The organism is Zavarzinia compransoris (genome assembly GCF_003173055.1).
In the GTDB taxonomy this organism is placed as follows: domain Bacteria; phylum Pseudomonadota; class Alphaproteobacteria; order Zavarziniales; family Zavarziniaceae; genus Zavarzinia; species Zavarzinia compransoris.
Window position 1 is genome coordinate 447,801 of the sequence record NZ_QGLF01000005.1, and the last position, 12,647, is coordinate 460,447.

At 66.0% G+C, this 12,647-nt stretch carries 12 protein-coding genes; 9 read left to right on the forward strand and 3 right to left on the reverse strand.

From position 1 onward, the window contains the following. Positions 1–9 precede the first annotated feature (9 nt). Positions 10–4,188 (forward strand): DNA-directed RNA polymerase subunit beta', encoded by a 4,179-nt coding sequence (gene rpoC / locus DKG75_RS19060; RefSeq protein WP_109922747.1) that lies wholly within the window; start codon positions 10–12, stop codon positions 4,186–4,188. A 73-nt stretch (positions 4,189–4,261) separates the two neighbouring features. Here the strand turns inward: rpoC and DKG75_RS23280 are convergent, their stop codons facing one another. The 3 genes from DKG75_RS23280 to hpxZ form a co-directional block, all read right to left on the reverse strand. Beyond that, positions 4,262–4,792, reverse strand: a complete 531-nt coding sequence (locus tag DKG75_RS23280; protein ID WP_208111891.1) for a hypothetical protein — start codon at positions 4,790–4,792, stop codon at positions 4,262–4,264. Further along, positions 4,765–5,580, reverse strand: coding sequence for a hypothetical protein (locus DKG75_RS19070; RefSeq protein WP_109922748.1), 816 nt, complete (start codon positions 5,578–5,580; stop codon positions 4,765–4,767). The genes DKG75_RS23280 and DKG75_RS19070 overlap by 28 nt, the downstream gene beginning before the upstream one ends. A gap of 87 nt (positions 5,581–5,667) precedes the next feature. Then, on the reverse strand, positions 5,668–6,048 hold the full coding sequence (hpxZ, locus tag DKG75_RS19075; protein WP_166646276.1) for an oxalurate catabolism protein HpxZ: 381 nt from the start codon (positions 6,046–6,048) through the stop codon (positions 5,668–5,670). 221 nt (positions 6,049–6,269) lie between these two features. On the opposite strand from hpxZ, the gene DKG75_RS19080 reads away from it, so the two are divergent. From DKG75_RS19080 to rpsG, 8 genes are all read left to right on the forward strand, one after another. Further along, entirely contained in the window at positions 6,270–6,962 is a 693-nt protein-coding gene (locus DKG75_RS19080) for a cysteine hydrolase family protein (RefSeq protein ID WP_109922749.1), read from the forward strand. A 16-nt stretch (positions 6,963–6,978) separates the two neighbouring features. Then, complete coding sequence (locus DKG75_RS19085) at positions 6,979–8,556, forward strand: SulP family inorganic anion transporter (protein WP_109922750.1); 1,578 nt, start codon at positions 6,979–6,981, stop codon at positions 8,554–8,556. A 188-nt stretch (positions 8,557–8,744) separates the two neighbouring features. Then, positions 8,745–9,131: a hypothetical protein gene (locus DKG75_RS22795; RefSeq protein ID WP_133636714.1), complete on the forward strand. Its 387-nt coding sequence runs from the start codon at positions 8,745–8,747 to the stop codon at positions 9,129–9,131. Positions 9,132–9,436: 305 nt separating this feature from the next. Then, positions 9,437–9,631, forward strand: a complete 195-nt coding sequence (locus DKG75_RS19090; RefSeq protein WP_109922751.1) for a DUF4089 domain-containing protein — start codon at positions 9,437–9,439, stop codon at positions 9,629–9,631. After that, positions 9,628–11,028, forward strand: coding sequence for an AtzE family amidohydrolase (locus DKG75_RS19095; RefSeq protein ID WP_109922752.1), 1,401 nt, complete (start codon positions 9,628–9,630; stop codon positions 11,026–11,028). Before DKG75_RS19090 ends, DKG75_RS19095 begins: the two co-directional genes overlap by 4 nt. Positions 11,029–11,054: 26 nt before the next feature. Continuing rightward, positions 11,055–11,480 (forward strand): EamA family transporter, encoded by a 426-nt coding sequence (locus DKG75_RS19100; RefSeq protein WP_208111892.1) that lies wholly within the window; start codon positions 11,055–11,057, stop codon positions 11,478–11,480. 307 nt (positions 11,481–11,787) lie between these two features. Then, on the forward strand, positions 11,788–12,159 hold the full coding sequence (rpsL, locus tag DKG75_RS19105; RefSeq protein WP_109922754.1) for a 30S ribosomal protein S12: 372 nt from the start codon (positions 11,788–11,790) through the stop codon (positions 12,157–12,159). A gap of 11 nt (positions 12,160–12,170) precedes the next feature. Continuing rightward, a complete protein-coding gene (gene rpsG, locus DKG75_RS19110) occupies positions 12,171–12,641 on the forward strand; it encodes a 30S ribosomal protein S7 (protein ID WP_109922755.1) in 471 nt (156 codons plus the stop codon). The last annotated feature ends 6 nt before the right edge of the window (positions 12,642–12,647 follow it).

The following is a 12,647-nucleotide window of genomic DNA, read 5'->3' on the forward strand; positions in this document are numbered from 1 at the left end:
AGCAGAGTGATGAACCAAGAGGTTATGGCCCTTTTCGGGCATGCCCCCGGCACCCAGGCCTTCGATCAGATCAAGATCTCGATCGCCTCGCCGGACAAGATCCGCGCCTGGTCGCATGGCGAGATCAAGAAGCCGGAAACCATCAACTACCGGACCTTCAAGCCGGAACGCGACGGTTTGTTCTGCGCCAAGATCTTCGGGCCGATCAAGGACTACGAGTGCCTGTGCGGCAAGTACAAGCGCATGAAGTATCGCGGCATCACCTGCGAGAAGTGCGGCGTCGAAGTCACGCTCTCGAAGGTCCGGCGCGAGCGCATGGGCCATATCGAGCTGGCCTCGCCGGTCGCCCATATCTGGTTCCTGAAGTCGCTGCCGTCGCGCATCGGCCTGCTGCTCGACATGACCCTGAAGGACCTCGAGCGCATCCTCTATTTCGAGATGTATGTGGTTACCGAGCCGGGCCTGACCGCGCTGAAGCGTAACCAGCTGCTGACCGAGGAAGACTATATCCGCGCCCAGGACGAATACGGCGAGGACAGCTTCGAGGCCGGCATCGGCGCCGAGGCGATCCGCAAGATGCTGGAAAAGCTCGACCTCGAGGGCGAGCGCGACGAACTGCGGCAGGAACTGGCCACGACCACCTCGGAAGCCAAGCCGAAGAAGATCGTGAAGCGCCTGAAGCTGGTCGAGAGCTTCATCGAGAGCGGCAACCGCCCGGAATGGATGATCCTGACCGTGGTTCCGGTGATCCCGCCGGAACTGCGCCCGCTCGTCCCCCTGGACGGCGGCCGTTTCGCGACCTCCGACCTGAACGACCTCTACCGCCGCGTCATCAACCGCAACAACCGCCTGAAGCGCCTGATCGAACTGCGTGCGCCGGACATCATCGTCCGCAACGAAAAGCGCATGCTCCAGGAAGCGGTGGACGCCCTGTTCGACAACGGCCGCCGCGGCCGGGTGATCACGGGCGCCAACAAGCGGCCGCTGAAGTCGATCTCCGACATGCTGAAGGGCAAGCAGGGCCGGTTCCGCCAGAACCTGCTCGGCAAGCGCGTCGACTATTCGGGCCGTTCGGTGATCACCGTGGGCCCCGAACTGAAGCTGCATCAATGCGGCCTGCCGAAGAAGATGGCGCTTGAGCTGTTCAAGCCCTTCATCTACGCCAAGCTCGACCTGAAGGGCATCGCCACCACCATCAAGATGGCGAAGAAGATGGTGGAGAAGGAGCGGCCGGAGGTCTGGGACATCCTCGAAGAGGTGATCCGCGAACATCCGGTGATGCTGAACCGCGCGCCGACCCTGCACCGCCTGGGTATCCAGGCCTTCGAGCCGACGCTGATCGAAGGCAAGGCGATCCAGCTGCACCCGCTGGTCTGCGCCGCCTTCAACGCCGACTTCGACGGCGACCAGATGGCGGTCCATGTGCCGCTGTCGCTGGAAGCCCAGCTCGAAGCGCGCGTGCTGATGATGTCGACCAACAACATCCTCAGCCCCGCCAACGGCAAGCCGATCATCGTGCCGTCGCAGGATATCGTCCTCGGTATCTATTACCTGACGATGGAACGCCCGAACGAGCCGGGCGAGGGCATGGCCTTCACCAATATCAACGAAATCCAGGCGGCGCTGGATTCGGGTGCCGCCACCCTGCACACCAAGATCCGCTCGCGCCTGCATACGGTCGACAGCGAGGGCAACCCGATCGTCGTCCGCGTGGAGACCACGCCGGGCCGCATGCTGCTGTCCGAGATCCTGCCGCGGCACCCGAACGTGCCGTTCAGCATGATCAACAAGCTGCTGACCAAGAAGGACGTCTCGACCGTCATCGACACGGTCTACCGTCACTGCGGCCAGAAGGAGACGGTGATCTTCGCCGACCGCCTGATGGCACTCGGTTTCAACCGCGCCTGCCGCGCCGGCATTTCCTTCGGCAAGGACGACATGGTCATCCCGAAGGCGAAGGATGCGCTGGTCGCCGCGACCCAGGAACAGGCCAAGGAATACGAGCAGCAGTATCTCGACGGCCTGATCACCCAGGGCGAGAAGTACAACAAGGTCATCGACGCCTGGGCCCAGTGCACCGACAAGGTCGCGGACGAGATGATGAAGGAAATCTCGTCGGTCGTGATGGACGACAAGACCGGCCGCGCCAAGCCGATCAACTCGATCTACATGATGGCCCATTCCGGCGCCCGCGGCTCGGCCGCCCAGATGAAGCAGCTGGCCGGCATGCGCGGCCTGATGGCCAAGCCGTCGGGCGAAATCATCGAGACGCCGATCATCTCGAACTTCAAGGAAGGCCTCTCGGTTCTCGAATACTTCAACTCGACCCACGGCGCCCGCAAGGGCCTGGCGGATACGGCGCTGAAGACCGCGAACTCGGGCTATCTCACCCGCCGCCTGGTCGACGTGGCGCAGGACTGCATCATCGTCATCGACGATTGCGGCACCTCGAACGGCCTGACCGTGACCGAAGTGGTCGAGGGCGGCGACGTCATCGAGCCGCTGGGCGACCGTATCCTGGGCCGGACCGCGGCGATCGACGTGGTCGATCCCTCGACCTCGGCGCTGATCGTCGCCGCCGGCGAGATGATCCTCGAGGACGACGTCGAGCGCGTTTCCAAGGCCGGCGTGCAGTCGGTGCTGATCCGCTCGGTGCTCACCTGCGAGGCCGAGGGCGGCGCCTGCGCCAAGTGCTATGGCCGTGACCTGGCCCGCGGCACCTCGGTCAACATGGGCGAGGCGGTGGGCGTCATCGCCGCCCAGTCGATCGGCGAGCCGGGCACCCAGCTCACCATGCGCACCTTCCACATCGGCGGCGCCGCGCAGTTCTCGGAAAAGAACAGCGTCGAAGCCACGGTCGACGGCACGATCAAGATCAACAACCGTCACATCGTGGTCGACAGCTCGGGCCGCATGATCGTGATGAGCCGCAACTGCGAGCTCGTCCTGATCGACGGCAACGGCCGCGAGCGTGCGCGTCACCGCGTCCCCTACGGCGCCCGCCTGTTCTTCGACGACGGCCAGAGCGTGACCAAGGGCGCCAAGCTGGTGGAATGGGATCCCCGGACCCTGCCCATCATCTCGGAACGCGAGGGTTACGCGGCGTTCATGGACCTCGTCGAGGGTGTCTCGATGCGCGAGGTCATGGACGAAGCGACCGGCATCGCCAACAAGGAAGTCATCGACTGGCGCGGCCAGCCGAAGGCCGGCGACCTGCGCCCGCGTATCGGCCTGCGCGACGAGCGCGGCAACCCGATCCTGCAGCCGAACGGCACGGAAGTGCGCTACTTCCTGGCCGCCGGCGCCATTCTCTCGGTCGAGGACGGCGGCAAGATCAACGGCGGCGACGTGCTGGCCCGTATCCCGCTGGAATCGGCCAAGACCCGCGACATCACCGGTGGTCTGCCGCGCGTCGCCGAGCTTTTCGAGGCGCGCCGTCCGAAGGACCATGCGATCATCGCGGAACGTTCGGGCCGGGTCGAGTTCGGCAAGGACTACAAGAACAAGCGCCGCCTGATCCTCCAGCCGCTGGAAGGCGACCTGGCGGAACCGCAGGAGTACCTGATCCCGAAGGGCAAGCATATTGCCGTTCAGGAAGGCGACATCATCCAGAAGGGCGACTACCTGCTGGACGGCAACCCGGCGCCGCACGACATCCTGAAGGTCATGGGCGTCGAGGCCCTGGCCCGTTACCTCGTGAACGAGATCCAGGACGTCTATCGTCTCCAGGGCGTGAAGATCAACGACAAGCACATCGAGGTGATCGTTCGCCAGATGCTGCAGAAGGTCGAGATCGAGGACTCGGGCGCGACCACCTTCCTCCAGGGCGAGCAGGTGGACCGGGCCGAGTTCGAGGAAGAGAACCTGCGGACGATCAAGCTGGGCCTGCGCCCGGCGACCGGCAGCCCGGTGCTCCAGGGCATCACCAAGGCTTCGCTGCAGACCCGCTCCTTCATCTCGGCGGCGTCCTTCCAGGAAACCACCCGCGTGCTGACCGAGGCGGCGACCGCCGGCAAGGTCGACAGCCTCGTGGGCCTGAAGGAAAACGTCATCGTCGGCCGCCTGATCCCGGCGGGTACCGGCGCCATGATGAACCGCCTGAAGGAAGTGGCCCACAGCCGCGACAAGGAACTGGCCGCGATCGAAGCCGGCAACCCGCCGGCCGTCGATTCGACCAACGCCGCCTGACGCCGGCGGCGACGATCAGCAAAAAGCCCGGGACGGCGACGTCCCGGGCTTTTTTCTTGGGGCCACGGCGGGCTCAGAAACCGAAGAGTTCGTCGAAGAAGTCGGGCTCGCTCCCGGCACTGTCCGCCGCTGCCGGCGGCGGTTCGGGGGCGGGGGGCGATGCCGTGGGGGGCGCGGAGAAGGGCAGGGCCGGGGCAACGGCCGGGAGAGGGGCGGCCGCGGGTGCCGGGGTGCGGCCGGCATAGTCGAGCCCGGGCGGCGGGGCCAGGGCCGCGGCGAAGGGGAGGCCGGGCACCGGCGGCAGGCCGGGAACCGGCCAATCGGCCTCGACCGCCGTCTGGCGGCAGACGCTGGCCAGATAGACCGCGTTGCAGCGGACGCATTCCGACAGCACATGCGCGACTTCCGGCCCGAAGGTCAGGGTCACCTGGGCCATGCCGGCGCTGCATTGGGCCTTTTGCTGTGCCGCCAGGACACAGGCATTGGCCGGCGCCGGGGCGGCGAACCGGCAATCCTTCATCTCCTCGGCGCCGGCCGGCGCGGCCGACCCGGCCACGGCCAGCAGGAGGGTGGCGATCAGCCCTGCGCGCTGTTGTATCTGCATGCCGCCGCCTTTCCGGGATCGACCGTCTTCAGGGTTTCTTCCATCACCTCGAGGCCCGGCTTGTAGAGGACGCGGTAGCTGAACCCGTCGAGGGACCGGACGCTGCATCCCGCCGCCCCGCCGGTGATCCGGGCATGGCCGACGGTCCGGCTGAAGGTCGTATTGGCATAGGCGCCGTCGCGATAGAGGCGCAATTCGCGCCTCTCCTCGAAGGTCAGGACCAGGACGCCGTCGATCGAATCCTGCCGGGCCAGAAGCTCGATCCGATTGCTGAAGCGCACGTTGGCGGTGATGAAATCCGGGCAGGCGACCCGCAGCCGGCGGGGCGCCGCCGCGCCGGGGGTAAGGGTGAGGACGCCGCCCACCTGGTCGCCGCAGGCGACGCCCATCATCGCCTGCCCGGTCGGCAACAGCGAGAAGCCGATGCCGAAGGGCAATTGGGCGCTGCCGGCCGGTGCGGTCTCGGCGCCATGCTCGTCGCGGGCGATCGCCTTGACCGGGGCGGACAGGGCGAGGGAGCCGGGCCTCAGCGTCAAGGGCGGTGCCCCCCAGGTCATCGCCGCGGGGGCATCATCGACCGCCGGGCCGGCGAGCAGCGGGCTCGGCCCCGGGTCGAGCAAGGGGCTTCCGGGCGGCGGATTTTCCGGCAGTGCGGGCGGGGCGGGCGCGGCCGTGGTCACCGCCGCCGGCGGCGCGAATTCCGCTTCGAGGTCGCAGGCCGCGGCAAGGCCGGCAAGCAGCAGGGCGGCCGCCGCGCGATACCGGGACCCGGCCCCACTCGATCTCATGACTTGCGGCAATCCCAGCCCCCGCGTTCATCCGTCGCCGGGGCACAATAGACCGGGAAATCGCCGCCGGTTCAACTGCCGGCAGGATCAGTCGAGCAGGCTCACATGGGCGGAGACGATGCGCCAACCCTCCGGCAGTTGCGCCCAGACCTGGGTCTGGCGCCCGCGCCGGCCGGATTTGAGCCGGGTGTATTCGGTCGTGGCGACGCCGGCATCGGGACCAAGCGCCAGGATGCGCGTGTTTTCCAGCGTGCGGGCGATATCGGCGACGTCGCGGGCGGCGCGATAGCCGGCGATCGCCTCCGGCCCATAGAGGTTCTCGGTCGGCCCGTAGCGCAGCACCCGGGGATCGGTCCAGAAGAAGGCGCCCAGCGTGGCCACGTCATTGGCCATCAGGGCGCGCTCGTAGGCGTCGAAGGCGGCGGTGATGGCGGCGACGGCCTCCGGGTGGTCGATGGCGATGGTCATGCTCGGGCTCCGGCTCGATGGCGGAAAAAGGGGCGCTGGTGGTCATAAATTGTATACATGGCGATAAATTAGGCAATCTCGCGCGTGCGGAAAAATCCGCGGGCCCCGCGTGAACGGTAAATTTTATTTATAATCAATTGGTTATGGCGGTTGCATACGATTCCCCGGGTTTGGTCTGCCTTTTGCATTGCATACAAGGCGAAATAACTGCGGGGGCAGGCATGACGACAATCGTCATCGAGGCGGAACCTCAACCGATCGGCCTGGAGACCGGCCGGACGGCGCTGGTCATCATCGACATGCAGCGCGATTTCCTGGAGCCGGGCGGCTTCGGCGAGACCCTGGGCAATGACGTTTCCCTGCTGGCGAAGGCGGTCCCGCCGGCGAAGGTGCTGCTGGCCGCGGCGCGGGCCGCCGGCATGCTGGTGATCCATACCCGCGAGGGCCATCGCCCCGACCTGTCGGACGCCCCGCCGGCCAAGGTGAACCGCGGCAGCCCGAGCCATCGGATCGGCGCCCCCGGCCCCATGGGCCGGATCCTGATCCGGGGCGAGCCGGGCCAGGACATCATCCCCGAGCTTTACCCGATCGCGGGCGAGGTGGTGATCGACAAGCCGGGCAAGGGCGCCTTCTTCGCCACCGACCTCGGCCTCGTGCTGGCCAACCGGGGGATCGACACGCTGCTGGTCTGCGGCGTCACCACGGAAGTCTGCGTCCACACGACGATCCGCGAGGGCAACGACCGGGGCTATCGCTGCATCGCGGTCGGCGATGCCTGCGGCTCCTATTTCCCGGAATTCCACGAGGTGGCCCTGCGCATGGTGAAGGCGCAAGGGGGCATTTTCGGCTGGGTGACCGACTCCGCCAAGGTGGCGGCGGCGCTCGAGCCATCCGTCGCCTCGGCGGCGGAATAGGGCAGGGGGTAGGGAGATGACGGCGCTTACCAAGCCTAAGATATGGACCCCGGGCGACTACAACGCCTTCTTCGGGTTCGGGACCAATATCCTCGTCAACATGCTGGTGCTGACCGGCCTGTTGCGCTTCGTGCTGAAGATGCCGGACGACATCGTCTTCGGCCGCATCCTGCCCGCCATGGGCCTGATGATGTGCCTGTCGACCGGCTATTACGCCTGGCTGGCCTACAAGCTGGCGCAGAAGACGGGGCGGACCGATGTCTGCGCCCTGCCGTCGGGCATTTCGGTGCCCCATATGTTCGTCGTCACCTTCGTCATCATGCTGCCGATCAGCATTTCGACCGGCGATCCGATCAAGGGCTGGGAAGCGGGCCTGACCTGGGTCTTCGTCCAGAGTTTCGTGCTCATGGTCGGCGGCTTCGTCGCGCCCTATATCCGCAAGATCACGCCCCGGGCGGCGCTGCTGGGCACCCTGGCCGGCGTTTCGGTCACCTTCATCTCGATGAAGCCGGCGCTCGAGATGTTCATGAATCCGGTGATCGGCCTTGCCTGTTTCTCGGTCATCCTGATGGCCTGGTTCGGCGGGCTGAAATACCCGCGCGGCATTCCCGCCGGCCTGATCGCCATCGCCGTCGGCATGCTGATCGCCTGGGGCTCCAATCTTTTCGGCTTCAACTTCGGCGGATTGTCGGGCGAGGGCGTGGTCGGCGCGCTGTCCAGCTTCGGCTTCTCGATCCCGATCCCGGCCTTCGATCACGTCTTCAGCGGCTTCGATTTCCTCGGCATCATCCTGGTCACCGCCATTCCCTTCGGCATCTATGACCTGGTCGAGGCCATGGACAATGTGGAATCGGCGGAAGTGGCGGGCGACGCCTATCCGACCACCCGCGTGCTGACGGCGGACGGCGTGGTCAGCCTGATCGGCTGCCTGATGGGCAATCCCTTCATCAATGCGGTCTATATCGGCCATCCGGGCTGGAAGGCCATGGGCGGGCGCATCGGCTATTCGGCCGCGGTCGGCCTGATGGTGATCGTGCTGTCGTGGTTCGGCATCATCGCCCTGCTGCTGGCCCTGGTGCCGGTGGTCGCGATCTCGCCCATCCTCCTTTATATCGGCATGCTGATCGGCTCCCAGGCGTTCCAGGAAACGCCGCGCAGCCATGCCCCGGCCATCGTCCTCGCCCTCACCCCCCATCTCGCCGACTGGGCCAAGGTGCAGATCGACGGCGCGCTGGCCGCGGCCGGGACCTCGGCGGCGGCGGTGGGCGACAAGCTCGGCATGAACGGCGTGCTCTATCACGGGCTCGAAGTGCTGGGCGGCGGCGCCATCCTGGGCGGGCTGATGCTGGGCGCGATCGCGGTCTTCATCATCGAGCGCCAGTTCATGAAGGCGAGCTTCTTCGCTATCGCGGCGGCGGCGCTGTCCTTCTTCGGCTTCATGCACAGCCACCATATCGGCATCGGCCAAAGCTCGACGATCGTCGTCGGCTATCTCCTGGTCGCGGCGGCGCTGGCCCTCTCGGCCCGCCGGGTGGTACCCTCGGCCAGCGAGGTCGGCGGCGGTCACCACGCGGTGCCCGAACCCGCCGAGTAACAGGGCCTGACGATTATCGTGCCGGCCGGAGCAGCTTCGGCCGGCACGTTGCGTTTTGCCGCTGCTGGCACTTATGTGGGAGGTGCTGTTGGTTCCGGGGGGGGGCGAGGGAAGAAATGGCAGGACGGAAAATCTTGGAACCGGAGATGCCAACCTCAGGGTATTTGGCCCGATAGAGGAATCAGAAAATGACGAATGCAATTCCTGTAAATAAATTTTTCTCTGAATATTTTTCAGAAGTAATTTCGTGTTGGCCGGAAAATATTTCCTTGAATCTTGAATCTTTTGGCGATAGTAGCCGTTATTCAGTTCATAACTTGTGGGAAATTTCAGAAGAAGTGGCGGATAAATTCATTGGGCATTCCGATGAAATCGTTTTTGTAAATATAAATCATATTATATTTATTATAGTTCATAAGATGGCGAAATACTGTAAATATATAGATATGAAACAATTAAGAGTTGATTCTATTTATCAGAAATTCATCGAGAAAATTTCGGAGTTAAAGGTGGGGGGCGGGACGGGGTGGACGGAAGAGGACCTGAGAATTGCGTATAATCTTTTTGATCATTAAGGGCGGAATACCGCGGTGACAGTACACTATTAGAGGGGTTGGGAAAAATTAATATCAACGCATGGTGCGGCTTCTCGGGGTCATCATTGCCGGTTTGCCCGAGGCGGTTTCGCCCGGTTGCCCACGCCAGGACATGGTAGCCATTCCGGCATCGCTCGTGCTGTGGTGGGGGCCGACGTTTCCGGTGAATGACTGTCTATGTGGTTTCAGGCATTGACGGGGCCGATGCTCAACATCGTTCGGTTTGACCGTGAAGCAGAACGGTCGTCGCGGTCGAGCAAGGTCGAAAAAGGTGAGGAGCAGGTATGGCGGCGTTCGATCCTGATGCGTATATCGATGTCCAGGCCCCGGTTCTCGGCCTGACGATCACGGCGGAACAACGGCCCGGGGTGGCCACCTTCCTCCGCCTTGCCGCCGACATGGCTGCCCTGCTGGAGGCGGCCCCCCTCGAGGACGACAGCCTGGATCTCGACGGCGTCTTCGTGCCGGTGGCGCCGTGACGGTCGATGTCTTCGCTTCGGCCGCGTCCCTGGCCGCCGATGTCCGCTCCGGCCGCATTTCCGCGACGGCCGTCGCCAGCGCCTTCCTCGACCGTATCGCGGCGGTCAATCCGGTGCTCAACGCCTATACCGATGTGACGGCGGCGCGGGCGCTGGCCGCGGCCCGGGCGATCGACGACCGCCGCAGCCGGGGCGAGGCCCTGGGCCCGCTGGCCGGTGTGCCCTTCGCGGCCAAGAATCTGTTCGATCTCATGGGCCTGCCGACCCGGGCGGGCAGCCTGATCAACCGCGAGCGGGCGCCGGCAAGCCGCGACGCGGTGCTGGTCGAGCGCCTGCTGGCGGCGGATGCGGTGCCCCTGGGCGCCCTGAACATGGGCGAATATGCCTATGATTTCACGGGCGAGAATGCCCATGACGGCGCCTGCCGCAACCCGCACGACCCGGATCATATGGCCGGCGGCTCGTCGTCCGGCTGCGGCGCCGCCACCGGGGGCGGGATGGCGCCGATCTCGCTCGGTTCCGACACCAATGGCTCGATCCGGGTGCCGAGTTCGCTGTGCGGCACCTTCGGCCTGAAGCCGACCTACGGCCGCCTGCCGCGCAGCCGCAGCTTTCCCTTCTGCGACAGTCTCGACCACCTGGGCCCCTTCGCCCGGACGGCGACGGATCTTGCGCTCGCCTATGACCTGCTCCAGGGCTTCGATGCCGGCGACCATGCCTGCGCCGACCGCCCGGCCGAACCGGTGCTGCCCGGGCTCGACCGCGGCATCGGGGGGCTGCGCATCGCCGTGCTCGGCGGGCATTTCGACACCGCGGGGCTGCCGGCGGCCGGCCGCGCGGTCGAGACCGTGGCCCGGGCGCTCGGCGCCGGCCGGACGGTGGACCTGCCCGGGGCGGCCGAGGGCCGGGCCGCCGCCTTCATCATCACCAATACGGAAAGCGCCGCCTTCCATCTCGACCGGCTGCGCCGGCGGGCGGACGATTTCGACCCCGAGACCCGGGACCGCTTCCTGGCCGGCGCCATGCTGCCGGCGGCCTGGGCGGTCCGGGCGCATCAGGTCCGGCGCTGGTATGCCGGGCAGGCGGCGGCCCTGTTCCGGGATTTCGACCTGCTGATCGCCCCGGCGACACCCATGTGCGCGCCCAAGGTCGGGCAGAAGACCATGGAATTGCGCGGCCGCACGGTGCCGGTGCGGCCGATGTTCGGCCTGTTCACCCAGCCGGTTTCGGCGATCGGCCTGCCGGTCTGCGCCGTGCCGGTGGCGGGCGCCGGCGACGGCGTGCTGCCCATCGGCGTCCAGCTGATCGCCGCACCCTGGCGCGAGGATGTGGCGCTGCGCGCCGCCGCCTGGCTGGAGGCCGGGGGCGTGGCGCAGGCGACGGTGCCGGCGCTATAAAGGGGGCCTGGACCGGGGAGGTGCGCGTGTCGACATCATGGCTGTTCTGGGCGCTGCTGTCGGCGGGCTTTGCCGCCCTGACGGCGGTGCTCGCCAAGCTCGGCGTCGGCGCGGTGAACCCCGACCTCGCCACCTTCATCCGTACCCTGGTGGTGGTGGCGATGGCGGGGCTGATCGTCGCCGCCACCGGCGCTTGGCAAGTCTCGGCGGTCAGCGGGCGGGGCTGGCTTTTCCTCGTCCTCTCCGGCCTTGCGACCGGGGCGTCATGGCTGTGCTATTTCCGGGCCCTGAAGCTGGGCGAGGCGGCCCGGGTGGCCCCGATCGACAAGCTCAGCGTCGTTTTCGTCGCGGTCTTCGCCGCCCTGTTCCTGGGCGAGAAACTGTCGGCGGTCAATTGGGGCGGGGTGGCGCTGATCGCCCTCGGCGCCCTTCTGGTGGCGCGGCAAGGCTAGGCGGCGGCCCTGCGGCCGGCGCATGAGGAATGCCCAATCCGGGCTTGGGATTCCCCTTGACGACTCGTAAGCCCGCCCATATGTTCGCGCCTCCACTTGGAGGGCTGTGTCCGGACTGAGGTTCGGCAGCACGCCGCCGGGGACGAGTAAACCGGAACATCGGTCCAGGGCATGAGGTCATGGACCACGAGATTTGGTCGGCGGCGGTGCCGAAGGCACTGCAGGTCGGCTTTGTTGCGTAAGTCCGCTCTTTGACATTCTGGCGGGGCTTGCGTGACTTGAGCGAAGGAAGAGAAGGCAGGGACTGATGCCGACCATCAATCAGTTGCTCCGTAAGCCGCGGCAGAAGCCGGCGTTCCGCAACAAGGTTCCGGCCATCACCGGCAACCCGCAGAAGCGTGGCGTGTGCACGCGCGTTTACACCACGACCCCGAAGAAGCCGAACTCGGCGCTCCGCAAGGTGGCCCGCGTCCGTCTCGTCAACGGCTTCGAAGTCACGTCCTACATCCCCGGTGAAGGCCACAATCTTCAGGAACACTCGGTGGTCCTGATCCGTGGCGGCCGCGTGAAGGACTTGCCGGGTGTGCGTTACCACATCATCCGCGGCGTCCTCGATACGCAGGGCGTGAAGAACCGTAAGCAGCGCCGGTCGAAGTACGGCGCGAAGCGTCCCAAGTAAGGAGCGGCCACATGTCTCGTCGCCACAGTGCCGAGAAGCGCGAAGTCCTGCCGGATCCGAAGTTCGGCGACATCGTCGTGACCAAGTTCATGAACAGCCTGATGTACGACGGTAAGAAGTCGGCCGCCGAGACGATCGTCTACGGCGCGTTCGACCGCATCCAGTCGAAGACCGGCCAGGACCCGATCCGCGTGTTCCACGACGCGCTGTCGAACGTCCGCCCCGCGATCGAGGTCCGCAGCCGCCGCGTCGGTGGCGCGACCTATCAGGTTCCGGTGGAAGTTCGCAACGACCGCAGCCAGGCGCTCGCCATCCGTTGGCTGATCGCGTCGGCGCGCAAGCGTTCCGAGAACACCATGACCGAGCGCCTGTCGGGCGAACTGATGGACGCCGTGAACAATCGCGGCACGGCCGTGAAGAAGCGCGAAGACACCCATCGTATGGCGGAGGCCAACAAGGCCTTCTCGCACTACCGCTGGTAACGGGAG

What these genes read in the sequence shown, in the direction of transcription:
- rpoC (WP_109922747.1), top strand. Translation starts at nt 10, where the DNA reads ATGAACCAAGAGGTTATGGCCCTTTTCGGGCATGCCCCCGGCACCCAG.
- DKG75_RS23280 (WP_208111891.1), bottom strand. Translation starts at nt 4,792, where the DNA reads ATGCAGATACAACAGCGCGCAGGGCTGATCGCCACCCTCCTGCTGGCC.
- DKG75_RS19070 (WP_109922748.1), bottom strand. Translation starts at nt 5,580, where the DNA reads ATGAGATCGAGTGGGGCCGGGTCCCGGTATCGCGCGGCGGCCGCCCTG.
- hpxZ (WP_166646276.1), bottom strand. Translation starts at nt 6,048, where the DNA reads ATGACCATCGCCATCGACCACCCGGAGGCCGTCGCCGCCATCACCGCC.
- DKG75_RS19080 (WP_109922749.1), top strand. Translation starts at nt 6,270, where the DNA reads ATGACGACAATCGTCATCGAGGCGGAACCTCAACCGATCGGCCTGGAG.
- DKG75_RS19085 (WP_109922750.1), top strand. Translation starts at nt 6,979, where the DNA reads ATGACGGCGCTTACCAAGCCTAAGATATGGACCCCGGGCGACTACAAC.
- DKG75_RS22795 (WP_133636714.1), top strand. Translation starts at nt 8,745, where the DNA reads ATGACGAATGCAATTCCTGTAAATAAATTTTTCTCTGAATATTTTTCA.
- DKG75_RS19090 (WP_109922751.1), top strand. Translation starts at nt 9,437, where the DNA reads ATGGCGGCGTTCGATCCTGATGCGTATATCGATGTCCAGGCCCCGGTT.
- rpsL (WP_109922754.1), top strand. Translation starts at nt 11,788, where the DNA reads ATGCCGACCATCAATCAGTTGCTCCGTAAGCCGCGGCAGAAGCCGGCG.
- rpsG (WP_109922755.1), top strand. Translation starts at nt 12,171, where the DNA reads ATGTCTCGTCGCCACAGTGCCGAGAAGCGCGAAGTCCTGCCGGATCCG.